Origin of the sequence: Marinobacter antarcticus, assembly GCF_011049865.1 — a bacterium.
Taxonomy (GTDB): domain Bacteria; phylum Pseudomonadota; class Gammaproteobacteria; order Pseudomonadales; family Oleiphilaceae; genus Marinobacter; species Marinobacter antarcticus_A.
In genome coordinates this window covers 40153-65307 of the sequence record NZ_DRGY01000006.1, presented here as the reverse complement: position 1 = coordinate 65307, position 25155 = coordinate 40153, and the positions used below count along the sequence as shown (strand labels likewise).

Below are 25155 nucleotides of genomic sequence, written 5' to 3'. Positions count from 1 at the left end.
TTGGCTCAACTTCTTTGTGCTGGTGGGTATTGGCAAGGGCTTGCGCTATGCTTTTGTAATCTGGCTGGTCGCGGAAGCATCGGGCGTATCATCGCCCTCACCGTAAACGTATTTGCGCAACAGTGGCTCACCGTTGAACTCGGAATAAAGCACAGCAATAAACGTGTAAACCCCGATCAGCTTGCGATTCAGAAATACAAACTCACTGGGCGGCACCCGAAAGTAACGGCTTACAGCTGACCGAGCCGCTTGTCGGGCAACCCTCGAGGGAAGGTCGCTTTGCTTCCAGCGGTATTGGCCTTTGTCGTTAATCGCGTAATCCGGCCAGTCTTTGTGGTCAGGGGAAAGGGGCTCCAACACAGACATACAAATTTGGCCAAACTTTTCCAACACGTCGTTTGGCCAATCCGTGCTCATGAAGCGAAGCTTGACACCCCCGTCGATCACGGCCTCAAGATCATCTTCATAGGAGGCCCGAATCATCTGAATGACCGGGTCAAGAAACTCTCTGGAATACGACTGCACCGCCCCGAAATCCAGAAGCACGATGCGATCGTACTCAACACCTTCGCCCTCCTCTCCCGCGATACGAATGCGGTAGTTACCAAAATTTGGATCTGTCTGAATTTCTCCCCAAACGAACAATTCCCGGAAGAAAAGCTCAAGTGCCGCCTTGCCCAGTTCGCTGCGACGCTCAAGCGACAACTCACGCACGACATCTGAATTCACCGAGTGGCCGTGTTCATAGGTAGACGCGATAACATGTGCGGTAGAAAACTCCGGCAGTACCTGGGGCACTACAAACCGTGGGTCGTCAGCAAGCATTTGCCGGAATTTTTCCGTAGTGCGCGCCTCCAGCCGGTAGTCGACCTCTCTGTGCATCATGCGCCGGACTTCTTCCAGCCAGTCATTGAATTCCGGCCCGAAGCTCACCAAACGGGCGACTTTGAGCAATTGCGCCACGGCGTTCAAATCGCTGTCTACCGCGTCTGCAACACCTGGGTACTGAACCTTCAAGACGAGCTCCAGACCATCGCTGCGCCGAAGAGCACGATGAACCTGTCCTAACGAGGCTGCGCCAATGGGGTCCGGATCTATATCCAATTCTGCCAGCTGATCCGGGCCCAACTCGGCTTTAAGAACGCGTTCTATCGCCGGCCATTCAAGAGACGTCGTCTGGTCTTCCAGAGTGTGCAACGCCTCCGTAACCTCTTCAGGCAGAAAATGTTCGCCGTAAAGCGCCATCACCTGGCCGATTTTTACCACGCTGCCTTTCAGCTCACCGAGCTCTTCCACCAAAAACCGGGCCTGGCTTGAGAGCATGGCCCGGTGGCGCTCGTCTCGTTTTTCCTTGGTGCCAAGCCAGTTGGTGGCCAAGTGCGACGCCATGCGTGTTCCGGCAAATAGCCCTGCGCGCGTCAGGCTCAGCCGACGTTCGAAGCTGCCTGTCTTGATGCGTGAGACTGAATTACCTGAACGCTTGGATGCCATGTGTAACCTTTCCAATTCGACCCGTATTTACCAACCCTGACGATAATCCACCCTGGAACCGCCCAGGCCTAAAATCAGCTGAGCCACCAGATGCTGCTCAGCATCTCCAATGGACACGGAGGCCGCAAAATCGCTCACCTGGCACATGGCTAATCCGACGTAGCCACACGGGTTAATTCTCCGGAACGGCTCCATATCCATATCAACATTCAGTGCCAAACCGTGAAACGAACAGCCCCGGCGGACTCGAAGACCGAGAGAGGCAATTTTCGCGTCATCAACGTAAACTCCGGGCGCGTCCGGGCGCGGTCTGGCGCTAATACCAAGTTCACCCAGTGTACGCACAATAGCCTGCTCAATAACATCCACCAGCGCTCTCACCCCCATCTTGCGGCGAGTCAGGTTGATCATCAGATACACCACTAACTGGCCTGGGCCGTGGTAAGTCACCTGCCCTCCCCTGTCTACCAGAATAACCGGAATATCACCGGGCGCCAGAATATGCTCGGCTTTTCCAGCCTGTCCCTGGGTGTAAATCCTGGGATGCTCAAGGCACCAAAGTTCGTCTTTTGTGCCATCATCCCTGTTCGCTGTGAAGCTTTTCATGGCTTCCCAGGTTTCCAGATAGGGCTGCTGGCCCAGTGATCTGACAATCAGTTCAGGCATAGCGCTTACAACACCATGTGCACACGGCCGCTGGCCTTAAGGTCTTCGAACAAGGCTTTTAACTGCGGCTCACCCGTTGCAACGATGGTCAGCCGAATTGAGCAGAATCGCCCCTTACTGCTGTCTTGTACGGAGACATCGGCCTCACAGATTCCCGGCGCATGCTGTTCAACAACGCTCACCACAAATTCCGTAAAATCCGGAGCGGAGTCGCCGATCACCTTAATGGCATAATCGCACGGGAACTCAATTTTTGGTGCTTTCGGCTCACTCATGCCGTTTACCCCCGGGGTTGGGTTGTTCTTACTAGAACAATTGAACAAAAAACAGCTTGATAGCGTCCCAGACGCGCTTGAACAGGCCACCCTCGGGCACGTCTGTCAGCGCGAGTACCGGTTGATCAATCAGCACGTCACCGTTAAACGACACCTTCACTCGTCCGAGTTCATCGCCGGCCTGAATCGGCGCTTTGATCACCGAGTCAAGATCCACACTCGATTCAAGACTGTCACGGGATCCGCGGGGAATCGTCACGTAAGCATCTTCCAGCATGCCCACAGAAAGCTGATCCGATTTACCGCCCCATACCTTCGCTTCAATCAATTCCTGGCCGGCACTGAACAAGCGCTCGCTTTCAAAGTAGCGGAACCCGTAGTTCAGCATTTTCTGAATTTCCTGGGACCGCGCCTGCGAACTGCTTGTGCCCATTACCGTAGCGATGAACCGGGTATTGTCCCGCTTCGCAGAGGCCACCAGACAATATCCTGCTTCTTCGGTGTGACCGGTTTTCAGGCCGTCAACACTGTCGTCACGCCACAACAAACTGTTGCGATTGGGCTGTCGGATGTTGTTGTAGGTGAAGTGCTTCTCTGCGTAAATCGAATAATTTTCGGGGTAGTCGTTGATAATTGCACGGGCCAAAACGGCCAGGTCATACGCCGTGGAGAAGTGATCCGGTGCAGGCAGGCCCGTGGCATTCTCGAAGTGGGTGTCTTTCATGCCCAGGATCTGAGCTTGCTGGTTCATGATGTCAACGAACGCGCCTTCACTGCCGGCAACAAACTCTGCCAACGCAACAGACGCATCGTTTCCTGACTGGATAACGACGCCTTTGATGAGGTTCTCTACGGATACGCTGGAGCCTTCTTTAATAAACATACGAGACCCCCCCGTTTTCCAGGCGTTTACACTGATCGGGACCATATCAGACGCTTTGATCCGGCCCTCGTCCAGCTCGCGCTCAACAATATAAGCCGTCATCATTTTGGTCAGACTGGCGGGCGGCAGACGCTCGTTGCTGTTCTCCTCCATAATGACGCGACCGCTTTTCGGGTCCATAAGCACGTAGGAACTGCCGGCAATCTGCGGCGGAGACGGAATCAACACGGTCTGGGACATAGCCTGGGTTGATAGCGATAGCGCCAACACAAACGTGAGAGATGCAAAAATAAAGGTGAGTGAGCGAAAAGCTGATTTTAATGCCATGGGTCAAGTCATTCGTCGTTGAGTGTGTTTTATGGGTGATTTAGCGCTTACCTAGTGCGAATCGGTCATCACAATTGACTGCGAGAACCCTTTTTTGTCCAATAAACTCTGGATCTTTCGTGCACTGCCTTCATCCTGGAAAGGGCCTACTTGCACCCGGTGAAAACGCCCGGAAGCAGTGTCCACAGAACGCACCCGCACAGGATCGTTGAGAACACTTTTTGCGCGAACCTGCAGTTTCTCTGCCGGATCACGACTGCTGAAAGAACCAAGCTGCACAAACAGGCCACGGATGGCATCCTGTCCGCCGGTTTCAGCAACCGCGCTGTTTACGGGGGGCGCCGAGGCTGAGGGTGCTGAAGGTGCTGACTGCAAAGGTTGCTGCACGGTTTGCTGTCTGCCCATGGTAAACGGCTGATCGGCTATGAACATGCTGCCATCCGGCTTGACCGTAATTGATGCCACCTCTACCCGCGCGGTTCCATTCGACTGATAGCCCAGTTTTTTGGCAGCCGCGTAGGACAAATCAATCAGTCGGTCCCCGTGAAACGGCCCACGATCATTCACCCTTACGATGACTGAACGACCATTCGCCAGGTTGGTCACTTTTGCGTACCCGGGAATCCTCAGGGATTTGTGGGCTGCGGACATCTCGTACATGTCAAAGCGCTCGCCGTTAGACGTTTTGTGACCGTGAAACTTTTCGCCATACCAACTCGCTGTGCCTTGGGCAACGTATCCATCATTGCTGTCAAGCACCCTGTAATGCTTGCCCCACACCGTATAGGGCGATTTATTTCCAGCTCGTACCGGCGCTTGGTATACGGGCACAGCGTCAGACAACCCGGACACGTCGAAGTTTCCATCAGGCGCTCTGTCCTGGGTAATCGTATAGCGTGATGAATGATCGGTGCCGGCCGGTGCCGGTGTGGGTGATGAGGCGCAACCGGCCAACACCAGAGTTGCCAGCGCTGCCAGCCATAAACGTAAACGATATGATGTCACTGTCCGAGGGTCCCCTGAAATACGTGTCGCCAGATAGAAAAACGCCGCAGCACACACCATTGTAACGGGTTCCCCGCCCGCTTCACCATTACCGGCCTGACATCAGGCCGTGATCATCCGGCGATGGGTGTGTATTGACATCAAAATGCCGAACGCCGCCATTAGCGTGACGATTGACGTGCCACCGTACGAAATCAGCGGCAAAGGCACCCCGACCACAGGGAGCAGGCCACTCACCATGCCCATATTCACAAAGACATAGATGAAAAAAGTCATGGTCAACGCCGCAGCAACCAGCCGACTGAACGAGTCCTGTGCGGTCACCGAAATGTAGAGGCATCGCAGAATAATCAGAAAGTAAACACTGAGCAGTATCACGATCCCGACAAATCCGAACTCCTCGGCCAGCACCGCCATAATGAAGTCCGTGTGGCTTTCCGGAAGAAATTCGAGGTGTGACTGGGTACCTTGAAGCCACCCTTTGCCATCGAAACCACCGGAGCCGATCGCCGTTTTGGATTGAATAATATTCCAGCCGGCCCCCAGCGGATCACTCTGTGGGTCCAGCAGGGTCAGTACACGCTGCTTCTGATATTCGCGCATTCCAAAAAACCACATGACCGGGGCCGCGACGGAAACCATCACGACAAACGCGCTGATCAGCTTCCAGCTCATACCGGCGAAAAACACCACAAACAGCCCGGCCATTCCTACCAGAAGCGCCGTTCCCAGATCAGGCTGTTTGACGATCAACAACATGGGAAGCAATACAATCACCAGGCCCACACCGACACGCGATAGTTTGGGCGGCAAAAAATACCGTGACAAATACCAGGCGGCCATCATGGGCACAACCAGCTTCATCAGTTCAGATGGCTGAAATCTGGGCAACCCTGGCAACGCCAGCCAACGCTGCGCCCCTTTGGCGCCGATACCGACAAACATGACAGCGACCAGGCCAACGATGCCCAAACCGTAAAGCCAGGGCGCCCAGCGCCGGAAAACCGAGGGATCAAGCTGGGCAAAAACCAGCATGACAACAAAGGCAATGCCAAAACGTAGACCCTGCGCCTTAACGACATCAATATTGCGATCTGCACCGCTGTAAAGTACAAACAGCCCGCAAAAGATCAGGGCCACCAGCAAAAAAAGCAGAATCGGATCTATATGCAAGGCAGACCAAATTCCCCTTGGGCGCCCAAGAGGGTTACTCGCAGTTGAACTGAACACTTCCCGACCTGCCATCAATGCACCTCTTTTTCAGAGTCGGTCTTGCTGACCAACGCGCCCTCAGCTGTTTCTGAAAATTCCAGCAACCAGGCATCGAACATGGCGCGGGCCACCGGTGCTGCGGTGCTGCTACCACCCCCACCGTTTTCAACAATAACGGCAACGGCAATCTGCGGATTTTTCACAGGCGCAAAGCCAATGAACAGCGCGTGATCCCGCAACCGTTCTCTAACCTCATCGGCGTCATATTCTTCATCTTCTGCGAGGCTGAACACCTGGGCCGTGCCGGATTTCCCGGCCATGCGATAGGACGCCCCCCGGCCAGCAGCCCGTGCAGTGCCCCTGGCTCCTTGCATCACTTCCTCCATGGCCTCTGCTACAAACTCCCAGTCACTGGGATCTTTGAGCTTCAAAGGTTCGTGAGTTTCAGTGGGCAAGAATTCTTCAACCGGATGGTCTCCCTCAATATCTTTCAGTAGCCGCGGCTCAACCCACTGCCCTCGATTGGCGATCAGCGCTGTCGCGGTGGCTAACTGCAAGGGCGTCGAAAGCATGAAGCCCTGGCCGATGCCGAGGTTGATGGTATCGCCCGGATACCAGGGCTTGTTACGCGTTGCCCTTTTCCAGTCAGGAGACGGCAAAAGACCACTCAAAGCCCCGGACACATCTAAGGTCGCGTCTTCGCCAAAACCGAAGCGGGACAGGTAGCTGTGTATGGTATCGACGCCCATTTCCTCGGCCGCTTTATAAAAATAGACATCGCAGGATTGTGCCATGGCGAGGTTCAGATCAACCCAACCGTGTCCTCCTCGTTTCCAATCTCGCCAGGGACGCCCTCCTGTTTTTAACTCAAAGTAACCTGGGTCCCAGATGCTGTGGTCCCGCGTTACCGCACCGCTATCAAGCGCCGCAATAGCGAGCATGGGTTTGAGCGTGGAGCCTGGAGGGTATTGACCCCGTAACGCGCGGTTGAACAGAGGTTTATCTTTGCTTTCACTTAATTCGCGGTAGTCGGGCACGCTGATACCGGTGACAAATTTGTTAGCATCAAAACCCGGAACACTGGCCAGGGCGAGTATCCCGCCCGTTGAGGGCTCAATCGCAACGATTGCGCCTCGACGGCCGTCGAGTAACTTGTATGCCCGTTCTTGCAGTCGCAGATCGAGGTGCAGCTGCACATCCTCACCGGGCACTGGATTTTCACGCGCCAGAACCCGCAGCGTACGGCCCCGAGCGTTGGTTTCGACGTTTTGGTAGCCTACTTTCCCATGCAGAACGTCTTCATAAAATCGTTCGACGCCAGACTTTCCGATGTAGTTGGTGCCTGCGTAGTTAACCGGATCAATTCGCTGTAGCTCTTTGCGATTAATACGACCGACAAAGCCCAGTGCGTGCGCGGTCAGTTCGCCGTGGGGGTAATACCGAACCAGTTCCGCTTCCACTTCCACGCCGGGTAATTCGTGCCGATGCACGGCCAGGCGGGCAATTTCGTCTTCGGTCAGGTCATACCTCAGTGGAATCTCTTGAAAGGGGCGCCGGGGTTCTCGCAAACGACGCTGAAACCGCTCCAGATCCTCATCGGAAACATCAAGGATTCCGGACAACTGCTCCAGCGTTGCGTCCATCCCGCCAACGCGCTCCGGCACAACAGTAACGCTGAATACCGGACGATTTTCCGCAAGCAACTCGTGATTTCGATCGTAAACAAGACCGCGGGGTGGCGGTACAGATTGAACCTGCACGCGGTTTTTATCGGATAGCGTGGTGTAAATATCGTGCTCGACTACCTGGAGCTGATACATCCGCGCAACCAGCCCCGCCATAAGCAGAAATACAAACATCAGCATAACGACGACGCGACGCTGGAACAGTCTGCGCTCGGCGGCAGTATCCTTGAATTCACCCCACGGCATGGATGCTTCCTAGGCCCGGTGGTACGGGTGGTTACGGGTAATCGACCAGGCTCGGTAAAGCTGCTCGGCAAGCAGAATGCGCACCAGAGGATGGGGCAAGGTTAGCGGAGAGAGCGACCACTGCTGATCTGCGCGCTGGCGACAAGGTTCAGCCAGACCGTCCGGGCCGCCTACGAGAAAGTTGACGTCCCGCCCATCCTGCTGCCAGCTTTCAAGCTGACTTGCCAGTTTTTCAGTAGACCAGGAGCTACCTGTTACCTCCAGGGCAACAACTCTGTCTCTGGGACCGGTTGCGGCCAGTACTGCTTCGCTTTCGCGCTGCATAAGCCGCGGAATATCAGGGTTTTTGCCACGATGAACCATGGCAATTTCTACCAGTTCAAGGGGCATTTCCGGGGGCATGCGGCGCGCGTAATCGTCATAGCCCTTACTGACCCAATCGGGCATTTTCTGGCCCACGCAGATCAAGCGCAATCGCACGGTTACTCGCTGCCCGCCACACCGGCATCTGCATCCGGCGCATCGCGCCAAAAGCGTTCCAAATCGTAAAACTCGCGAGCCGCTGGCAGCATTACATGGACGACAACATCGCCCATGTCTACCAATATCCAGTCGCTGCCGCCGCCACCTTCCACGCTGCCGATACTTACGCCCTGCTCTTTCGCGTCCACAACAACGGAATCCGCAAGGGATTTAATGTGGCGACTGGACGTTCCGGATGCCAGAACCATGAAATCGGTAACGCTGGTTCGATCCCGTACATCAACAACGCTGATGTCTTTTGCCTTTACATCTTCAAGTGCATTCACTATCAGATCTTTGAGTTGCTCTGCCTGCATAATCACCCTGTTGTCCGGGTGCCGGCCGGAATGGCCACCCGAAAAGTCATAATCGAGCGCGATTGTAACACTAAAAGTTCTTCACAGGGCATGCTCCATAGAGCCCCAAACGCCGAATTTCCTCCCAAACGTTATCAGGAACCAGATAACGGGGTGACCGGCCACGGCCGATACGCTCGCGAACGCCGGTGGCGGAAATATCCAACCAGGGCGGATCCAGCTCGATAACTCGCCCCGAGGCCCTGGCACTCGCGTCAACTGCTTCGCCGCCACGTTCTGTCAGTAACCGGGCGGGTTCGCCCTCTGGATCCAGAAGCGTGCCCGGGCGACGTACCACAACAATATGGGCCAGATCGGGGATCTGTTGCCACTCCTTCCAGAGATCAAAGCCGGCAAACGCATCGGTGCCCAGAACCATCACCAGTGGCACATCAGGTCCCAACTCGTTGCGCAGTTGGCGCAGCGTATCCGCCGTATAGGAAGCACCTTCCCTGCGCAGTTCGCGGTCATCAATACGCAGGCGAGGTTCACCGTCTATCGCCAGCTCCAGCAAACGAAGACGCTGCGCCGCCGTCGCTCCGGTCTCACCCCGATGAGGCGGGATATAACAGGGCACGAGATGAACAGGTACATTTCCAAACCGCTCGCTCACCTCAAGCGCAAGGCGCAGGTGGCCGTGGTGCACTGGGTCGAACGTACCGCCATATAGGATATGCATCGGCATCATGCCCGAATGTGGCCGTCGCCAAAAACCACATATTTCTGCGAGGTCAGCCCCTCAAGTCCAACCGGACCACGGGCGTGTATTTTATCCGTTGAGATACCGATCTCAGCGCCAAGCCCATACTCAAATCCATCCGCAAAGCGGGTGGATGCGTTAACCATCACAGAGCTTGAATCAACTTCGGTGATGAAGCGCCGGGCACGAGTATAGTTCTCTGTAATGATGCTGTCGGTGTGCTGGGAGCTGTAACGGTTGATGTGTGCAATGGCGCCGTCCAGCCCGTCCACTACGCGGACGGCCAGCACGGGCGCCAGGTATTCTTCCTCCCAATCTGCCTCCGTGGCAGCTTTTATGTCCGCAAGAATTTCCCGAGTCTGCTCGCACCCGCGCAGCTCAACACCTTTCTCGATAAAAGCCGGGCCCAACAGCGAAAGCATATCGGCGGCAATTTCCTTGTCGACTAACAAGGTCTCCATGGTGTTGCAGGTGCCATAGCGGTGGGTTTTGGAATTTATGGCAACGTTCAAGGCTTTTTCCGGATCGGCGTGGCTGTCGATATAAACATGACACACGCCATCCAGATGCTTGATAACGGGCACGCGGGCGTCGCGGCTGATCCGCTCGATCAGCCCCTTGCCGCCTCTGGGCACGATCACATCCACGTAGTCAGGCATGGTAATGAGTTCACCGACCGCAGCCCGGTCGATGGTTTTAATCACTTGCACGGCCGATTCCGGCAGGCCTGCCGCCGCAAGTCCGCGTGCGAGGCACAGCGCGATCGCCTGATTGGAATGAATGGATTCAGAACCACCGCGTAAAATGGTGGCGTTGCCAGATTTCAGGCACAGGCTCGCAGCTTCAACTGTCACATTAGGGCGGGATTCGTAAATAATGCCGATAACGCCCAAGGGCACGCGCATTTTGCCCACCTGTATGCCGGAGGGGCGATAGGTCATGTCGGTAATTGCACCAATAGGATCAGGTAAAGCGGCAACCTGGCGAAGCCCCTCAATCATGGCGTCGACTCGCGCGGGAGTCAGCTCCAGTCGATCCAGCATGGCAGCATCCAGACCGCTTTCCTTCCCGCCCGCAAGATCGCGGGCATTTGCGCTGGCCAGTTCGTCGCGGGCGGCATCCAGCGCTTCAGCAGTGGCCAAAAGCGCACGGTTTCGCACCTCGGTCGTAGAACGCGCAATGTGTGTTGCCGCTGCACGTGCCTTTTGCCCGACGTCGGCCATATAAACTGCAATATCCATCCCTTTACCTTAAGTATTTTTGCCAGAATTCACGATTAAGGCCCTAACTTTACCTTTCCCGTTTCAAGTACGCACCTCAAACAGATATTATACCGTTGCGCTACAACGGGAATCCCGAAAAAGGACGATTACATGGCCCAAACGGCCGACAAATTTTTGCTGAACCGACTATCACGCGCCAGTCTCGTGGTGTTTGTGGCCGTTTCAGTTTTGTGTGCATTTCTTGGCGAACCGCTCACCGCAGCCAGCGCCGCAGCGGTTGCAGGCATCATCATCAGCGGGCCCGGCTTTCATCCGGGACGCGAGATCAGCCCATGGCCGGCCATTCAACAGCTGTTTTTCGCAGCTTTGATATTACTGCTGATAACCAGTTTCTGGACCGGTCCTTGGGCGCTCAGTCACTGGCTGTACGGGCTGGTACTGGTTGCGTTTGCACTGGTCCCCCGTGGAATCGCAACGCTGATAACCATAGTGATGGCCGCTCTTGCAATGGCCGCCGCCCACTGGGCCGAGGGCATCGCTGATCGTCACCAAATGATCAGCGCGTTCTTGCTGACCATTCTGCTTTCTGCGGTGGTCGTCTTTCTGCGTAACTATAAAGCCCGCCAGTTGGCACCTCTGAGGCGCACCGACGAACTCACTCAGGCTGCCAGCCGAGAATACCTTTCTGCAGATTTGCATAAGGAAATACAGCGTAGCGAGCGCGAAGGAACAGACATGTCCATCATTGTGATCGGCCTGGACGCCCACGCCAGCGATAGCGATCCGGAGCAAGACATACGCTCAATTCTTCCCAGAATCGGCCGGTTCCTTCACTCGCAGATAAGGGATTTTGACACCTACTACCGGGCGGCAGACCTTCAGTTTCTCGTGATTTTACCGGGCATAGCGACCCACGAGGCCATTCTTCGGGCTGAAGCTATCCGCAAGGGCCTTGGCACCCTTCTCGAAACCCATGGCTTGAATCTTACCACCAGTACCGGTATCGCCGGGCTGAACATAGGCGATGATGCAGACAGCCTGCAACAGAGCGCAGCCAACGCACTGCGCCGCGCACAGCAACAGGGCGGCAACCGAACTCAGGCCTACAGCGCCTGGACACCCACCACCCCGGCCCAAAAACGGGCGGAAGGAACTGCGCCATGACTGAAACCCGGCTCAGAACCTGGACACACAGCGTTGGCTACAGCCTTGCTACCTTGTTTATTTTTACTCTGGCCCTGCAGAACCTGCGCTATGGCTTTTACGAGCTTTTCTACCTTGCTGCCGGTATGGCCGCCCTGACGCTTGCGGGCGTTGCCTATACGTTCCTGTGTAGAAGGCACCAGCTCTCCGCGCCCGGTCATCTTGCCATTCTCTCTGGCCTGAACAGCGGCCTTTTAGCGGCTATGTTAACCATGAACAGCACCGGCATTACCCATTGGGCCATGCCCCTACTGGTGCTCAATCTGCTGATTCTGCCCTTGCGTCAAGCGCTTACGTTGTCGCTGCTTCTGATCATCCCCATGGCGATTCTGCTCTTTACACAACAACCGCTCGCCGACGCCCTCACCGCGGTCAGTGGCCTGCTCATTGTGCTTACGGTCACAGCACTTTATATATGGCATTACGATCACATGGCACAGTCTGCGGAAGATCTTGCGATTACCGATCCCGTGACAGGCGCCCACAATGCTCGATTTCTTGACGAAACACTTCAGAAAGAAATCAGCCGGGCAATTTCCACCGGTCATAGCCTCTCAGTGATCAACCTGACCATAGATTACGCCGACGAAGCCGCAGACCTGCACGGCAAACCCGGCATGCAGGGGCTGTTTTGCAACATGACCCAACATCTGTTCGGAGTGATTCGCGCTGGTGACACTCTGTATACGTTGAACGACTCGGAGTTCTTTCTCATTTTGCCTTTCACTCCGGAAGAAGGCGTGCGGGTGATTTCTGAACGTATAAGACGTACGATCGCCGAAAGCCAATGGCCGATGATCGGAAAGGCTACGGTAAGTCTTGGCTGCACGACCCGGGGTAACAACGACACTCGCACTGACACGCTGCGCAAGCGCGCCCACCAAGCCATGCTTGAAGCCCGCCGACGCGGCGCAGACTCCGCCTGGTTCACCCCGGGAGAGACACTGCGCACATGAGCAGCGTCTGGCTTACGGACTTGATTGCGTGGCTGAGCGCCAACCCTGAATGGTTGTCCCTGGCGCTGTTCAGCACTGCTTTTATTGAGTCGCTGGCGATTGCAGGTATTGTTGTGCCGGGTGTGGCAATTCTGTTCGCCGTCGCGGCAATAGCGGCGCAGATAGGCATGCCCCTGCTGACCGCGTTTGTCTGGGCCGGATTAGGGGCAATCGCCGGAGACGTCGTAAGCTTTGCAATTGGCAGGCGCCTTCAAGGCCGATTGACCAGCGTGTGGCCATTGAGCCGCTATCCTGAACTGATTCAAAAAGGCGAACACTTCTTCCGCAATCACGGTGGTAAAAGTGTGATTATCGGCCGCTTCGTTGGCCCAGTAAGACCGGTAATTCCGTTGGTTGCCGGCGCTCTTCTGATGCCTTGGCGCCGCTTTCTGGCCTTTAATGTGGGCTCTGCCATTGGCTGGGCTCCGGTTTATATCCTGCCGGGATTTCTGGTAGGCAGCGCGCTGACCAGCAATGTTCAGCTCCCGGCGCATGTCTATCTGGTTACCAGCATTAGCCTCGGAACTCTTGCGATCATTTACGCGGTTATTTTTCGTTTCCAACTCGGGCTTGGCGAAGACAGCCGCCTTTATCTCTGGCTTCGGAGACACATGGCGCAGTACGAAAACACCCATCGCTTCTGGCGCCTTTACACCAATGAGCGACCTGCGCGCGAGGGCGAGTTCCCGCTGGCCTCAATAATGCTGGCCCTTGGCACCCTTGCGCTTTTTATACTCTGGAGCCAACTGGCAACCATGACGGATGTGATCAAGCCGTTCGATCAACTGGTGATGCAGTGGTTCCACGATTTGCGCCAGCCGTTGCTTGATGCGCCTGCCATTGCCGCTACGCTTATGGGTGACCCGCCCGTACTCACGGCCGCAGCGATACTGGCCTGCCTCGCGCTGGCATTTCGCGGTCACTACGCCGCAGCTGCTCACATCCTGCTGGCTGGCATCGTAACCGCTGTGCTGGTTTGGGGTCTGAAATCCACTTTTGGCATCGTGCGTCCGGATCAGGTTGCAAATCCGCCCTCATCCGGTTCTTTTCCCAGTGGCCATGCCACAGGTATAACCGTATTTTTTACGATGTTGGCCAGTTTTGTGGCAGCGGAAGTCCACAAACGCAAGCGCTGGCAGACATACATAATGCTCTCGTTGCCACTGGTTCCCGTTGCCCTCAGCCGGCTTTATCTGGGCGTACACTGGTTCAGCGATATTGTAGGGGGGCTCTTACTGGGGCTGGCGATTACCGGCACCACAAGGGCCAGCTTCAGCCGTTATGATCGGGTTCCTATTGCTGCCGATATATCGTTCATCCTGGCAACGTTAGCGTGGCTGGCGTTTTGCGGGGGCTATCTCTGGCTCATGTGGTCAGATGCCGTACAGAATTACACGCCAGCTTCATGATCTGCTCAGCTTTCTTCAAGGGCCTCAAGTAGGCCCTGGAGACGGCTCAGGCGCGCCAACGGGTCTTGCATCTCCATGAGATACTGCTTTTCCTGTTTATCCAGAGGCAGCAGCTCAGTCAGCCGCCAACCGACATCCCGGGCATCCTCATAGTTCACGCTCATACCCAGTTCCTGGATGACCGGGTGCCGGAAGAGCGCGCGCAGCACCGACGGCAGCTCATAAAAAGCGGAGGGAATGTTTCCCGAAGCCTCTTCCTGCAGAAGCGCCATCTCGCACAGATTTAAGCCATCCTCCTGCTGCCATGTGCGGGTAATGGACACCTTGGCCTCACCCTCCACGGTAATACCCAGCAATCCGTTCTCCAGTTGCTGAAAATCTATAATTCGAACGTGAGTCCCTGTCTCATAAAAAGACGCTGCGCGCCCGGCCTCCTCGCCGTCGCGCAACAGCGTTATCACAAAACCCTGATCGGTCTTGAGACAACGAGTCAGCATGTCAATATAACGAGGCTCAAACAGCTGTAACGGAATTCTGCCACCCGGCAAAACCACTGAGTTGAGAGGAAAAACAGGCACTTTCATCGGATGGACAGCAACTGTTGAACCTCGTCTACCCGAGCCCGCGCTTCTGTGAGGAGCTCCAGGCTGCGGGAGGCGTTCAGTTGAAGATCGCCGAGCCTGCGGTACGCTGGCACCTGATCGAATGAAGGCAAACCTTCATTCTGGGCGGAACCAATCATCGCGTGAAGCTGCGCCACAATGACAACATCCACCAGCTGTGGATCCGCTTGTCGGCTCTCATAACTCCAGTCTTCTGCGTGCCGCACGGCATCAACGAAAGCCGGCGGGAACGACCAGCTTTCCAGAACGGCGGTGCCAACGTCTGCCCGCAGCTCACTTATGGCATTTTGCAGATTGGCGTCGTCGGCAAACAGCTTTACATGGTGTTCCGCTTGCACCAGAACCGGAACAACGCCTATGTCGTGAAGCAACCCCGCCAACAAGGCTTCTTCCGGGTTCAGTCGGGTAGCATGGTCCGCCAGCACCCAGCACAGTGCGGCTACTTCGCGGGAATGTCGCCACAGCTTTTCCATCTCTTTTTGTAACGATGGCTGACGGCTTTTAAACACCTCACGCATGGAGAACACCGTGACAAGCTGGCGCGTGGTTCTCATGCCCAGCCGAATAACCGACTCCCGCACATTGCGCACATCGCTGAACCCCCGGTAAAGCGGGCTGTTGCATGCCCGCACCAGCTTGGCCGCCATCGCCGGATCCGCAGACACAGCGCTTGCCACCTGATCGGCGGTTGTATCGTCCCGGTCGACCATGCGTCGCACTTTCCAGGCCACATCAGGAACACTGGGCAATTTGAGCTGATTGGAGCGGAGCTCGGCGTAAAACTCCATCAGCAGGTGATGCTCCTCGCTCTCTCCGCCATCATGGCCTTCACCCGAGTCCATCTCGACCTGAGCAACCGGGGCCGACCGAAGAAGTTGGTTGAGCACATCCTGCTCTACCACAAGAAACTCGCATGGTTTTACCGCAGTCACTTCGTACATTCGGGGCTGAAGTCTGGCAATGGGATTCAGGGCTTTCTCGGTTTCGGCTTCAATAACCGATTTACGGCCATCAACCGATTCCAGCTCGACTTTTCCGGTTACCAGAAAATAATCCAGACCATCGCGCACACCACGCTCCAGTACCCGTTGGCCCGGGCTGTGAGATCTGCGTTCCGCACGATGGGCTAGCAATACCAATTGATCATCAGTCAGCCGGTTCAGCGGCTGAAACGCTTTAAGGCGGCGTAGCGGCAGGTTTTCCTGGCTAGCCATAGGCAACCTCCTTAGTGAGATCAACGCAGGGAGTTAATAGGTTATATCTGTAAATCATTGTAACCATGGCGCCGCAAAACAGCCACGCGCTTCTTTAGGGTCGCGTGGCGTCATGATCTTCCGCTCTTTGGGACTCTTCACTGAACTCTCGAATGAAGATTCCCCAGAACGCCATGAATAACGCAGCAACCAGCGGGCCCATCACAAAACCGTTAATGCCGAACATTGCCAGGCCGCCCAGCGTGGAAAGTAACACAATGTAGTCAGGGAGCTTGGTGTCCCTCCCAACAAAAATGGGGCGTAAAACGTTGTCAGCAAGCCCTATCACTACCACGCCGAATACCGTGAGCACCACCGCAGAAACAGTATCACCCACTGCGGCCAGATAAATCGCGGCGGGCACCCAAACCAATGCCGCTCCGACCGCAGGCATGAGTGAAAAGATAGCCATAACGACGCCCCACAACAAAGCGCCGCTGATACCCAGAATCCAGAAAATAATGCTGCCAAGCGCGCCCTGAATAATGGCGATCAACAGGTTGCCTTTGACCGTTGCCCGCGTTACCTCGGCAAATTTGGCAAATAGCAGACGCTCACGCTCATCACCCAAAGGAAGCGCACGGATCAGCAAGTCCACAAGTTTGTTGCCGTCACGCAGCAAAAAGAACGCCAAATACACCATCAGCGCCAGCCCAAGCAGGAACTGAAACGTATTCTGACCAACGCTCAGAGCCTGCTTGGCAAGAAACTGACTGCCGCCCAGAAACAGGCTGACAACCCGATCACGGATTTCACTGAAACTGACATCAAACTGGGCCAGAAGTGACTGGAAAGCCGGGAAGGACTCGTTCACCTGATCAATGTACTCGCCCGGCCTTATCTGACCGTCCTGAATCTGTTGATAAAGCCCCAGCCCCTCTGCCACCAGAGACGTCACCAGAACGAGAACTGGAATAACCACGATTAACATACACACGGTTAACGTAATCAGCGCATTCACGTTTGGCCGCTCACCCAGCCGGCGCGTAAGGAAATTCTGGAAGGGATGAAAAATCAATGCGATGGCGACCGCCCAAAATATAGGCCCAAAAAAAGGCTTCATGAGAAATACGAAGGCAAGAGATACTCCGACCAGCAAGGCAAGAAAAGTTCGTGTCTCTAGTTTTGCGTACATAATTCCGTTTATCCCAGTCAGGTTCAGGCACGCATTAGCCTAACATGACCGCATGGTCACTGGCGCACGCTTCAGGTTATAGTGAGACGTTGTTGATCCGCTATTAAACAGGTCATAGCGTTGGAACTGGAAACTTTTACCACGGAAACTGCGCTGGATGCTGCGGCGGAACTGCGCCGGGTGCTGGCTGCCCGAACCCATCGCCGGAAGGTTCTGGGCCAGGAAGTTCTGGTGCCGGGGCAACTGGGCGAAGCCCTCCATCTGCCGCGAATTATTAACCGTCTGCAAAGCAAGCAACAGCGTTTTCGCGACCAGGGGCTGGACGATTTCCAGGAGCTCTGGCCAACGCTGTCAGTCGCAACGCGCGCGAAAGTACTCAGCGCGATCGGCTGGTACAACCCGAAACAGCTGAACTGGGAAGACAAACGCTCAAACCGGCGTCCGAAAGCGGATCCGGACAGCGCCTGATTCAAAGCCGCAACGCACTGTTACGCAACTCAAACACATGAAATCGCTAACTGACTTATCCTTACCGGCAAAGATTGCTATGGCGGCTCCGGCAACGGGCTGCCCGTAACAATCACGCAACCAATCAGTCAGGACAGTCGATGGCATGCGTATTCTGAGAACCGATGAAAAGCGTTTTGTAACTCTTCCGGATTACCCTTTTCTCCCCCATTACCTGAACGTTGAACCCGGCCTCAGGATGCATTATGTCGATGAAGGCCCAGCCGGTGCATCGCCCGTTCTCATGCTTCACGGTGAACCTTCCTGGTCGTACCTTTACCGCCACATGATTCCAATAGTAGCGGATGCCGGCCATCGAGTGCTGGCACCAGATCTTGTCGGTTTCGGCAAGTCTGACAAGCCGGCCTCGATAGCCGATTACAGCTACGACCGCCACATTGCATGGCTTACCCGATGGCTTGAAGAATTGGATCTCAGGAACATAACGCTGGTTTGTCAGAACTGGGGTTCGCTCCTGGGCTTGCGACTTGCGGCAGAACTACCCGACAGGTTCCAACGGATCATTGTTGGCAATGGCATGCTGCCAACCGGCGAAACTCGCGCGCCTGCGGCGTTCGTCGCATGGAAAGCGTTTGCGGCTCACAGCCCATGGTTTCCGATCAGCAGGATAGTGCAACTCGGCACCGAGCGGACACTGAGCAAACAGGAACTGGCAGCCTATGAGGCGCCCTTCCCGACCACAGAATACAAAGCGGGTGCGCGAGCCTTCCCAAAACTGGTACCCGTGTCGCCAGACGATCCGGCAAGCAACGCCAACAAGGCGGCGTGGAAAGTGCTGGAAAGCTGGCGCAAGCCTTTTATCACCTGCTTCAGCAGCGGTGACCCTATCACTCGCGGCGGCGATCGCCACATGCAGAGGCGCATTCCGGGCGCACTCGGACAACCCCACATCACCCTGCGCGGCGGGCACTTCCTGCAGGAAGACTCCCCCGAAGACTTTGCACGGATCATCATTGACGCGCTGAAATCCGAAATGGCGGCCTGAGCCGCCAGGCATCCAGGCACCCAGGCACCCAGGCGTTAACCGAAAACGGTCGCGGTCTGGCGGCTGATTGCCAACAACTCCCCTCTCGGTGTCCAGACTCGGGCACTGAAATGACAGTAGCCATCACCCGCCTGATCAATCGTGGCCTTGTACAAAAGCCAGTCATCAGCCTCCAAAGCAGGCCTTGGATGAATGATATCGAACGCCCAGGACAGCGAACTGGCTGGCACACGGGATTTGAAATGCTGAAGGATCGGAGCGGGCCATGCATCAATCAACGCGACAATGTGGGCATCCGTCAGAACCTCTGGCACGTTCCGAAATCGCATCCAGCCACCCATTTCGCGCCCACTTCCTCCGGTAAACGGCATGCTGCCGTAGGCCCAGCGCATCTCAATATAATTGATAAATCCGGGCATCATCCCTTCGATATAGGGCAGCTCCTGGCATTGGCCTACCGGTTTTGCCTCTGGAGCTGGCACCCCGTCAATCCGCACAGAAGATTCCCGGTCGCCCGCAAAAGCCGCCAGGCACACAACCCGGGGCTCCCCATTCTGTATAATCCTGCCCTCAACCTGAGTTACCGATCGGCCCTCACGTAATATTTGCGCATCAAAAACGGCCGGCACACCGGCCTCTACCGGTCCCACAAAAGACACATGCACCGAGCGCACCGGCCGGCTTTCAGCAATTGATCGCTCCATGCGATCAAACAGCAGGCTGGTAACCAAACCACCAAATGTTGCTCGCCCCTGAGACCAGGTGACAGGCACTACCAATTCGTTACTGGCGCGGCCAGCGGCAATAAGTTCGTCAAAGGTCATAATGCTTTCCTGTTAGCAACCTATCGGTGAACACAGGAGATTGCCCAAATAACGGGCGCGGCGCAATCACGACTTCACGGCAACTACCTACAGACCGCCAAAGATTTTTCGTATTAAAGCCTGTAAAAAGCGTTTATAATGCGATCACATAATGCATTGTCCAGCAATGCTCTACCTCCCGAATTCCGAGTAAATCAATGTCTGAATTGTCCTTTGCCGAACTGGGGCTTGATCCAGCCGTACTTGAAGCTGTATCCGCTATTGGCTATGAAACCCCAACGCCCATCCAGGCCCAGTGCATACCTGCGCTGCTCGCTGGCAAACATCTACTGGGCGTTGCCCAGACCGGCACGGGTAAAACCGCCGCCTTCGCATTGCCGCTACTAAGCCGCATTGACGCAACCGTTATGGAACCTCAGATTCTGGTTCTGGCACCCACGCGGGAGCTGGCTATTCAGGTCGCTGAGGCCTTCACGTCTTATGCCGCGAAATTTCGCAATTTCCACGTGTTGCCCATTTACGGCGGTCAGGATTTTTATCCTCAGATCAAAGGCCTCAAGCGCGGTGCCCAGGTAATTGTTGGCACCCCCGGCCGTATGCTCGATCATCTTCGCAAAGGCACGCTGAGACTAGGCAGCCTTAAGGCCCTGGTACTGGACGAAGCCGACGAAATGCTTCGCATGGGCTTTATTGACGACGTGGAAGCGATTCTATCCAAGACACCGGAAAACTGTCAGCGTGCGTTGTTCTCTGCCACCATGCCGCCGCAGATCAAGAAGGTAGCTCAAACCTATCTGAGCGACGCGATCGAAGTTAAAATCGAAAGCGAAACCCGCACGGTTGAGCGTATCTCCCAGTTTGTTCTGCCGGTTTATGCCGAGCGCAAGCTGGACGCGCTAACCCGCATTCTGGAAGTCGAGCCGATCGAAGCTGCGATCATTTTTGTGCGCACCAAAGCCGAAACCACGTTGCTTGCCGAGAAACTGGGCGCTCGCGGACACGCTGTCGCACCCCTGAACGGGGATTTGAATCAGCGCCAGCGCGAACAGACCGTTGAAGACCTCAAACGGGGCAAGAAAGACATTATCGTTGCGACCGACGTAGCCGCCCGCGGCCTGGATGTGCCGAGAGTGACTCACGTTATCAATTACGATGTGCCCTACGACACCGAAGCCTACATCCATCGGGTGGGGCGCACCGGACGCGCGGGGCGCACCGGCAAAGCTATCTTGCTGGTAACCCCTCGCGAGCGAAGCTGGCTGCGCACGCTTGAGCGAGCAACCAACTCGCCAATGGAAGCTTACGAACTGCCGTCGCCGGTTGAACTGAAGAAAATGCGCGAAGAGCAGTTTGAAACTCAGCTTCTGGGCTTTGCCGAAGATAAAAAGCTCGCAAAAGCCATGGCGTTATTGGACGACATCGCAGAACGCAACGAAATGGACATTGCCATGGTGGCCGGTGCTCTCGCTTGCTGGATGGAGGCCATGCAGCCGGGCTCACTGCCTCTGGAGCAACCGGAAGCTCTGCCGGTGGTGTCTTCAACTCCGCCTCCGCGCCGTGACCGTAAAGGCGGGCGCCCGGGTGAGTTTCGCAAGGGGCCACCGAAAGGTGGCTTCAACAAGGGTCGCAGCGGACCTGGCGGCGCCGGTGCACGTGGCAAACCACCGGGCAAAGGTGGCAAGCCTGCGGGCAAACGCCCTCCTCGTCAGTCAGACGCCAAGCGCTGATAGACGACGAAGCTGTAGTCGTAAGGATTGTTATCGGACGCGGAGAAATCCTCCCGTCCGATTTCTTCCCACTCATCCCAGTTCACTTCCGGAAAATAGGCATCGCCATCCACTTCGGCGTGCACCTGAGTGATGTAAATGCGATCTACCATGGGTAGCGCTTCCGTATAGATTTGCCCTCCCCCGATAATCATTACTTCGTCACCACCATCCAGTTCGGCTTGTGCTTCAGCTTTTATCAGGGCGTCTTCCAGCGATTTTGCGGTGGTAGTTCCTGCGGGGGCTTCTCTATCTGCGTTGCGGGAAATGACGACGTTCATCCTGCCCGGCAGTGGTCTGCCAATGGAGTCCCAGGTTTTCCGGCCCATGATGATGGGTTTGCCCATGGTGGCTTGCTTGAAATACTTCAAATCACCCGGCAGGTACCAGGGCAGGCTATTGTTCTTGCCGATTACCCGGTTGCGGGACATGGCAACGATTAAAGCTTTACGCATGCGTTTTCCTCTGACTCTGGGGCTTCGGGCTAAGGGGCTGCTTACGCTAGATAGCAATGGGTGCTTTGATGGCGGGATAAGGATCGTAGCCCTCGAATTCGAAGTCTTCTAGCTCGTAATCGAAAATTGAGTCGGGCTTGTGCTTAACTAACAATTTCGGCAGCGCTTTTGGCTCACGCTTGAGCTGTTCAAAAACAATGTCGTCTGTCAGGTGATTCTGGTACAGGTGGCAATCGCCAAAAGTATGTACAAACTCACCAACGTCCAGATCACACTGCTGGGCGATCATGTGGGTTAGCAGCGCATAGGATGCGATGTTGAACGGCACGCCCAGCATCAGGTCTGCGCTGCGCTGATACAGCTGACAGGAGAGTTTGCCGTCGAGCACATAGAACTGGAACAGGCAGTGGCAGGGAGCCAGCGCCATGCGCCCTTCGCGGGCATTTTCCTGGGGACCAACGGACTCATCCGGGAGTTCTGCCGGGTTCCAGGCAGAGACGATCAGGCGGCGGGAGTTTGGCTTGTTGCGAATCTGGTCGATCACTTCACTGATCTGGTCCACCACGCGGCCATCCGGGCACTGCCAGCTTCGCCATTGCTTGCCGTATATCGGCCCGAGATCGCCGTTTTCCAGCGCCCACGCATTCCAGATGGAAACTTTGCGCTCTTTCAGCCAATTGTTATCAGTAGAGCCTTTCAGAAACCATAGCAGTTCATAAATGATGCTGCGCAGGTGAACTTTCTTGGTGGTGACCACAGGAAAGCCATGCTGGAGATTAAAGCGGATCTGACGCCCGAACACGGAACGAGTACCTACGCCGGTTCGATCACCCTTATCAAACCCGTTATCCACCACGTCCCGCATCAATTCGAGATAGGCTTTCATGCCACGTTTCTCCGGTAAGCAATAAACATCAGGATCGCCCCCGCAAGAATCATCGGGAAGGAAAGCACCTGCCCCATGGTGAGCCAGTCAAAAGCCAGGTAGCCCAGTTGTGCATCGGGTTCGCGTACAAACTCCACCAAAAAGCGAAACACACCGTAGCAAATGAGGAACAGGCCGGACACCGCCATTCGTGGGCGCGACTTGGCAGAGAACCACCAAAGAATAATAAAAAACAACACGCCCTCAAGGGCAAACTGATAGAGCTGGGATGGGTGGCGCGCCAGCGCATCCGGCGCTTGCGGGAAAACCATAGCCCAGGGCAGATCAGTAGGCTTGCCCCAAAGTTCACCGTTGATAAAATTACCAATCCGCCCGGCTCCGAGGCCTACGGGCACCAAAGGTGCGACAAAATCCGCAAGACGCCAGAATCCGGTTCCGATTTTGCGGCCATACCACCACATGGCGAACATGACGCCCAATAACCCGCCATGGAAAGACATGCCGCCTTCCCAAACCCGCAGAAGCCACAAGGGATCCGCCAGAAACGCATCAAAGTTGTAAAAGATAACGTAACCAAAACGCCCACCCAGAATAACGCCGAGCGCCAGATAGAACAGGAGGTCGCCCATCTGCTCTTCTGTAACCGGCGACCAGGGTTTACGTGTGCGCAGGCGACCCAACCACCAACCGGCGGCAAAGCCAACAAGGTACGTCAGTCCATACCAGTGAATCTTGAGTGGTCCAATGGCGAGGGCCACCGGGTCTATCTTTGGATACGGAAGCATCAAAAACCTCTCAGCTCAGAAGAAAACGAAGGCCAACCAGCAGAAGCATGATGGCAAACACGCGTTTCAGCACTCTGGCATTAAGCCGGTGCGCCAGATTTGCCCCCACGCGAGCAAACAACACGCTGGTAAGAATGATACCGATCAGGGCCGGTAAATAGATAAAACCGAGGCTGTACTCCGGCAAACCAGGCTCTTGCCATCCGGTCCAGGCGTTGCCAAGTGCACCTGCGATGGCAATGGGCAACCCGGTCGCGGCCGAGGTCCCAACGGCCTGCTGCATCCGAACGTTGCACCAGCTCAGATACGGCACCGTGAGTGAGCCGCCGCCAATCCCGAAAATAGCGGAAGCCCAGCCAATGCCTGCACCGACAGCACCCAGTCTGAAATTACCTGGAACGTTGCTGCCCGGCGTCGGATTGACGTCAAACAGCATCTTGATGCCCACAAGAATGACAAATATCCCGATAATCAGTTCCAGCGTTGCCCCACTCAACAAAGCAGCCGTCCAGGCACCTATAAGAGCACCCGCTACAATGCCGAAGGCCATCGGCCGAAAAATATCCCAGCGCACAGCGCCGTGACCGTGATGAGAGCGGATAGAGCTAATGGAGGTAAAAAGGATGGTCGCCAGCGAGGTGCCTACGGCCATGTGAGCGGCGACCTCCGGATCAAAACCCTGAAGGCCGAAACTGAATATCAACACCGGAACGATGACCAGGCCGCCGCCGATACCGAACAGGCCTGCCAGGATTCCGGCAAAGGCCCCGAGCGCCAGGTAAATGAAAAATACAGTCAACAGGGTCATAGTCGTTCACGCCTACGGCAAAACAAGGCTGGTATGATACACATCGGCCGCAGCAACTTCACCATTCAAACGTGCAGCCAGGAATGCGGGCAACACTGGCCGCCACAGGAGAACAACGTAATATGTGCCTGATCGCATTTTCCCTCGGCCAAAGCGCCCGTTTTCCACTGGTTGTCGCCGCCAACCGGGATGAGTTTTTCCGCAGGCCCACAGCGCCGCTTGATTGGTGGACCACAGAATCCGGCAACAGGGTACTGTCTGGCAGGGATCTGCAATCCGGGGGTACATGGCTGGCAATTTCTTCCGAGGGCCGGGTAGCCGCCGTAACCAACGTTCGCGAGGGTACACAAGAAGCTGGCCCGGCAAGCCGTGGCGAGCTCCCCTTGCGGGCACTCATTGAGCCCAGGTCACAATTTCAGGAAAGCCTGAAAAACACGTCTGCCCGATACGCGGGGTTCAACCTTGTCAGCCTCGAAGATACTGCAGGCTGGTACTTCAGCAACCGCGATGCACACCCGGGTCGTGCTCTTCATCGTGGAATATACGGCCTGAGCAATCATCTGCTTCAGACCCCCTGGCCAAAACTGTTACGTCTCCGGGAAGCCGTAGACCGAACCGTGAAATCGACGAGCGGCAGCGTCGAGGATCTGCACCGAGATCTCCTCGAGCTACTGCAGGATAGAACGCCTGCGCCGGATCATCTGCTACCGGACACGGGCGCAAATCGTGATACTGAACGCTTTCTTTCATCACCGTTCATAACCGGCGCCGAATACGGTACCCGCGCTACCACCGTGGTGAGTCTGTCCCACGACGGGGAGATTCACGTAACCGAACAGAGTTGGGCGCCTGAAGGCCGCCCGGAAGGATTGCGAACGTTCAACTGGCAGCGATAGCGCTCATCCTCTG

Annotated in this window: 26 protein-coding genes; 7 read left to right on the top strand and 19 right to left on the bottom strand. The window is 55.8% G+C overall.

The features are described from left to right. Positions 1 to 45: 45 nt before the first annotated feature. The 11 genes from ENI00_RS01045 to ENI00_RS00995 all read right to left on the bottom strand — a co-directional run bounded on the left by ENI00_RS01045 (position 46) and on the right by ENI00_RS00995 (position 10609). Positions 46 to 1491: an ABC1 kinase family protein gene (locus ENI00_RS01045; RefSeq protein WP_304097521.1), complete on the bottom strand. Its 1446-nt coding sequence runs from the start codon at positions 1489 to 1491 to the stop codon at positions 46 to 48. A 27-nt stretch (positions 1492 to 1518) separates the two neighbouring features. Continuing rightward, complete coding sequence (gene lipB, locus ENI00_RS01040; RefSeq protein WP_304097520.1) at positions 1519 to 2157, bottom strand: lipoyl(octanoyl) transferase LipB; 639 nt, start codon at positions 2155 to 2157, stop codon at positions 1519 to 1521. A gap of 5 nt (positions 2158 to 2162) precedes the next feature. Next, positions 2163 to 2432 carry an HP0495 family protein gene (locus ENI00_RS01035; RefSeq protein ID WP_304097519.1) on the bottom strand — a complete coding sequence of 90 codons (270 nt, stop codon included), beginning with the start codon at positions 2430 to 2432 and terminating at the stop codon, positions 2163 to 2165. A gap of 31 nt (positions 2433 to 2463) precedes the next feature. Then, positions 2464 to 3642, bottom strand: coding sequence for a D-alanyl-D-alanine carboxypeptidase family protein (locus ENI00_RS01030; RefSeq protein WP_304097517.1), 1179 nt, complete (start codon positions 3640 to 3642; stop codon positions 2464 to 2466). Positions 3643 to 3693: 51 nt separating this feature from the next. After that, entirely contained in the window at positions 3694 to 4647 is a 954-nt protein-coding gene (locus tag ENI00_RS01025) for a septal ring lytic transglycosylase RlpA family protein (RefSeq protein WP_304097512.1), read from the bottom strand. A 102-nt stretch (positions 4648 to 4749) separates the two neighbouring features. After that, complete coding sequence (gene rodA / locus ENI00_RS01020) at positions 4750 to 5892, bottom strand: rod shape-determining protein RodA (protein ID WP_304097510.1); 1143 nt, start codon at positions 5890 to 5892, stop codon at positions 4750 to 4752. After that, complete coding sequence (gene mrdA / locus ENI00_RS01015; protein WP_304097507.1) at positions 5892 to 7790, bottom strand: penicillin-binding protein 2; 1899 nt, start codon at positions 7788 to 7790, stop codon at positions 5892 to 5894. Before mrdA ends, rodA begins: the two co-directional genes overlap by 1 nt. Positions 7791 to 7799: 9 nt before the next feature. Then, on the bottom strand, positions 7800 to 8270 hold the full coding sequence (gene rlmH, locus ENI00_RS01010) for a 23S rRNA (pseudouridine(1915)-N(3))-methyltransferase RlmH (RefSeq protein WP_304097504.1): 471 nt from the start codon (positions 8268 to 8270) through the stop codon (positions 7800 to 7802). Positions 8271 to 8272: 2 nt separating this feature from the next. Then, the gene (gene rsfS / locus ENI00_RS01005) at positions 8273 to 8629 is read right to left on the bottom strand and encodes a ribosome silencing factor (protein ID WP_304097531.1); all 357 of its coding nucleotides are present in this window, start codon (positions 8627 to 8629) and stop codon (positions 8273 to 8275) included. A 70-nt stretch (positions 8630 to 8699) separates the two neighbouring features. Next, complete coding sequence (gene nadD, locus ENI00_RS01000; RefSeq protein WP_304097499.1) at positions 8700 to 9347, bottom strand: nicotinate-nucleotide adenylyltransferase; 648 nt, start codon at positions 9345 to 9347, stop codon at positions 8700 to 8702. A gap of 5 nt (positions 9348 to 9352) precedes the next feature. Then, complete coding sequence (locus ENI00_RS00995; protein WP_304097496.1) at positions 9353 to 10609, bottom strand: glutamate-5-semialdehyde dehydrogenase; 1257 nt, start codon at positions 10607 to 10609, stop codon at positions 9353 to 9355. Between the two features lie 132 nt (positions 10610 to 10741). Between ENI00_RS00995 and ENI00_RS00990 the strand changes: the two genes are divergently transcribed. From ENI00_RS00990 to ENI00_RS00980, 3 genes are read left to right on the top strand one after another with little or no spacing between them, the layout of a single operon-like run. Beyond that, entirely contained in the window at positions 10742 to 11755 is a 1014-nt protein-coding gene (locus ENI00_RS00990) for a GGDEF domain-containing protein (protein WP_304097493.1), read from the top strand. Next, positions 11752 to 12750, top strand: coding sequence for a GGDEF domain-containing protein (locus tag ENI00_RS00985; RefSeq protein ID WP_304097491.1), 999 nt, complete (start codon positions 11752 to 11754; stop codon positions 12748 to 12750). The genes ENI00_RS00990 and ENI00_RS00985 overlap by 4 nt, the downstream gene beginning before the upstream one ends. Further along, a complete protein-coding gene (locus tag ENI00_RS00980) occupies positions 12747 to 14198 on the top strand; it encodes a bifunctional DedA family/phosphatase PAP2 family protein (protein WP_304097490.1) in 1452 nt (483 codons plus the stop codon). The genes ENI00_RS00985 and ENI00_RS00980 overlap by 4 nt, the downstream gene beginning before the upstream one ends. A 5-nt stretch (positions 14199 to 14203) precedes the next feature. Here the strand turns inward: ENI00_RS00980 and ENI00_RS00975 are convergent, their stop codons facing one another. The 3 genes from ENI00_RS00975 to ENI00_RS00965 form a co-directional block, all read right to left on the bottom strand. Beyond that, the gene (locus tag ENI00_RS00975) at positions 14204 to 14782 is read right to left on the bottom strand and encodes an LON peptidase substrate-binding domain-containing protein (RefSeq protein WP_304097486.1); all 579 of its coding nucleotides are present in this window, start codon (positions 14780 to 14782) and stop codon (positions 14204 to 14206) included. Continuing rightward, on the bottom strand, positions 14779 to 16035 hold the full coding sequence (locus ENI00_RS00970; RefSeq protein WP_304097483.1) for an HDOD domain-containing protein: 1257 nt from the start codon (positions 16033 to 16035) through the stop codon (positions 14779 to 14781). Before ENI00_RS00970 ends, ENI00_RS00975 begins: the two co-directional genes overlap by 4 nt. Before the next feature lie 94 nt (positions 16036 to 16129). Beyond that, positions 16130 to 17209: an AI-2E family transporter gene (locus ENI00_RS00965; protein WP_304097480.1), complete on the bottom strand. Its 1080-nt coding sequence runs from the start codon at positions 17207 to 17209 to the stop codon at positions 16130 to 16132. A gap of 114 nt (positions 17210 to 17323) precedes the next feature. On the opposite strand from ENI00_RS00965, the gene ENI00_RS00960 reads away from it, so the two are divergent. Together ENI00_RS00960 and ENI00_RS00955 are read left to right on the top strand one after the other, a co-directional pair. Then, the gene (locus tag ENI00_RS00960; protein ID WP_304097529.1) at positions 17324 to 17677 is read left to right on the top strand and encodes a hypothetical protein; all 354 of its coding nucleotides are present in this window, start codon (positions 17324 to 17326) and stop codon (positions 17675 to 17677) included. A gap of 145 nt (positions 17678 to 17822) precedes the next feature. After that, a complete protein-coding gene (locus ENI00_RS00955; RefSeq protein ID WP_304097477.1) occupies positions 17823 to 18722 on the top strand; it encodes a haloalkane dehalogenase in 900 nt (299 codons plus the stop codon). Positions 18723 to 18757: 35 nt separating this feature from the next. Here the strand turns inward: ENI00_RS00955 and ENI00_RS00950 are convergent, their stop codons facing one another. Beyond that, positions 18758 to 19546, bottom strand: a complete 789-nt coding sequence (locus ENI00_RS00950) for an acyl-CoA thioesterase (RefSeq protein WP_304097475.1) — start codon at positions 19544 to 19546, stop codon at positions 18758 to 18760. Positions 19547 to 19743: 197 nt separating this feature from the next. On the opposite strand from ENI00_RS00950, the gene ENI00_RS00945 reads away from it, so the two are divergent. Beyond that, the gene (locus tag ENI00_RS00945; RefSeq protein ID WP_304097470.1) at positions 19744 to 21273 is read left to right on the top strand and encodes a DEAD/DEAH box helicase; all 1530 of its coding nucleotides are present in this window, start codon (positions 19744 to 19746) and stop codon (positions 21271 to 21273) included. Here the strand turns inward: ENI00_RS00945 and ENI00_RS00940 are convergent. From ENI00_RS00940 to ENI00_RS00925, 4 genes are read right to left on the bottom strand one after another with little or no spacing between them, the layout of a single operon-like run. After that, the gene (locus tag ENI00_RS00940; protein WP_304097467.1) at positions 21252 to 21767 is read right to left on the bottom strand and encodes a dihydrofolate reductase; all 516 of its coding nucleotides are present in this window, start codon (positions 21765 to 21767) and stop codon (positions 21252 to 21254) included. The two genes, ENI00_RS00945 and ENI00_RS00940, sit on opposite strands and share 22 nt — an antisense overlap. 46 nt (positions 21768 to 21813) lie before the next feature. Beyond that, a complete protein-coding gene (locus tag ENI00_RS00935) occupies positions 21814 to 22653 on the bottom strand; it encodes a thymidylate synthase (RefSeq protein ID WP_304097465.1) in 840 nt (279 codons plus the stop codon). Next, positions 22650 to 23438: a prolipoprotein diacylglyceryl transferase gene (gene lgt, locus ENI00_RS00930; protein WP_304097462.1), complete on the bottom strand. Its 789-nt coding sequence runs from the start codon at positions 23436 to 23438 to the stop codon at positions 22650 to 22652. The genes ENI00_RS00935 and lgt overlap by 4 nt, the downstream gene beginning before the upstream one ends. 10 nt (positions 23439 to 23448) lie before the next feature. Beyond that, positions 23449 to 24246, bottom strand: a complete 798-nt coding sequence (locus ENI00_RS00925; protein WP_304097458.1) for a sulfite exporter TauE/SafE family protein — start codon at positions 24244 to 24246, stop codon at positions 23449 to 23451. A gap of 122 nt (positions 24247 to 24368) precedes the next feature. On the opposite strand from ENI00_RS00925, the gene ENI00_RS00920 reads away from it, so the two are divergent. Then, positions 24369 to 25142: an NRDE family protein gene (locus tag ENI00_RS00920; protein WP_304097526.1), complete on the top strand. Its 774-nt coding sequence runs from the start codon at positions 24369 to 24371 to the stop codon at positions 25140 to 25142. The last annotated feature ends 13 nt before the right edge of the window (positions 25143 to 25155 follow it).

Bases quoted from the DNA above. Each gene is read 5' to 3' on its own strand.
- ENI00_RS01045 (WP_304097521.1), bottom strand. From the start codon at position 1,491: ATGGCATCCAAGCGTTCAGGTAATTCAGTCTCACGCATCAAGACAGGC.
- lipB (WP_304097520.1), bottom strand. From the start codon at position 2,157: ATGCCTGAACTGATTGTCAGATCACTGGGCCAGCAGCCCTATCTGGAA.
- ENI00_RS01035 (WP_304097519.1), bottom strand. From the start codon at position 2,432: ATGAGTGAGCCGAAAGCACCAAAAATTGAGTTCCCGTGCGATTATGCC.
- ENI00_RS01030 (WP_304097517.1), bottom strand. From the start codon at position 3,642: ATGGCATTAAAATCAGCTTTTCGCTCACTCACCTTTATTTTTGCATCT.
- rodA (WP_304097510.1), bottom strand. From the start codon at position 5,892: ATGGCAGGTCGGGAAGTGTTCAGTTCAACTGCGAGTAACCCTCTTGGG.
- mrdA (WP_304097507.1), bottom strand. From the start codon at position 7,790: ATGCCGTGGGGTGAATTCAAGGATACTGCCGCCGAGCGCAGACTGTTC.
- rsfS (WP_304097531.1), bottom strand. From the start codon at position 8,629: ATGCAGGCAGAGCAACTCAAAGATCTGATAGTGAATGCACTTGAAGAT.
- nadD (WP_304097499.1), bottom strand. From the start codon at position 9,347: ATGCATATCCTATATGGCGGTACGTTCGACCCAGTGCACCACGGCCAC.
- ENI00_RS00995 (WP_304097496.1), bottom strand. From the start codon at position 10,609: ATGGATATTGCAGTTTATATGGCCGACGTCGGGCAAAAGGCACGTGCA.
- ENI00_RS00990 (WP_304097493.1), top strand. From the start codon at position 10,742: ATGGCCCAAACGGCCGACAAATTTTTGCTGAACCGACTATCACGCGCC.
- ENI00_RS00985 (WP_304097491.1), top strand. From the start codon at position 11,752: ATGACTGAAACCCGGCTCAGAACCTGGACACACAGCGTTGGCTACAGC.
- ENI00_RS00980 (WP_304097490.1), top strand. From the start codon at position 12,747: ATGAGCAGCGTCTGGCTTACGGACTTGATTGCGTGGCTGAGCGCCAAC.
- ENI00_RS00975 (WP_304097486.1), bottom strand. From the start codon at position 14,782: ATGAAAGTGCCTGTTTTTCCTCTCAACTCAGTGGTTTTGCCGGGTGGC.
- ENI00_RS00970 (WP_304097483.1), bottom strand. From the start codon at position 16,035: ATGGCTAGCCAGGAAAACCTGCCGCTACGCCGCCTTAAAGCGTTTCAG.
- ENI00_RS00965 (WP_304097480.1), bottom strand. From the start codon at position 17,209: ATGTACGCAAAACTAGAGACACGAACTTTTCTTGCCTTGCTGGTCGGA.
- ENI00_RS00955 (WP_304097477.1), top strand. From the start codon at position 17,823: ATGCGTATTCTGAGAACCGATGAAAAGCGTTTTGTAACTCTTCCGGAT.
- ENI00_RS00950 (WP_304097475.1), bottom strand. From the start codon at position 19,546: ATGACCTTTGACGAACTTATTGCCGCTGGCCGCGCCAGTAACGAATTG.
- ENI00_RS00945 (WP_304097470.1), top strand. From the start codon at position 19,744: ATGTCTGAATTGTCCTTTGCCGAACTGGGGCTTGATCCAGCCGTACTT.
- ENI00_RS00940 (WP_304097467.1), bottom strand. From the start codon at position 21,767: ATGCGTAAAGCTTTAATCGTTGCCATGTCCCGCAACCGGGTAATCGGC.
- ENI00_RS00935 (WP_304097465.1), bottom strand. From the start codon at position 22,653: ATGAAAGCCTATCTCGAATTGATGCGGGACGTGGTGGATAACGGGTTT.
- lgt (WP_304097462.1), bottom strand. From the start codon at position 23,438: ATGCTTCCGTATCCAAAGATAGACCCGGTGGCCCTCGCCATTGGACCA.
- ENI00_RS00925 (WP_304097458.1), bottom strand. From the start codon at position 24,246: ATGACCCTGTTGACTGTATTTTTCATTTACCTGGCGCTCGGGGCCTTT.
- ENI00_RS00920 (WP_304097526.1), top strand. From the start codon at position 24,369: ATGTGCCTGATCGCATTTTCCCTCGGCCAAAGCGCCCGTTTTCCACTG.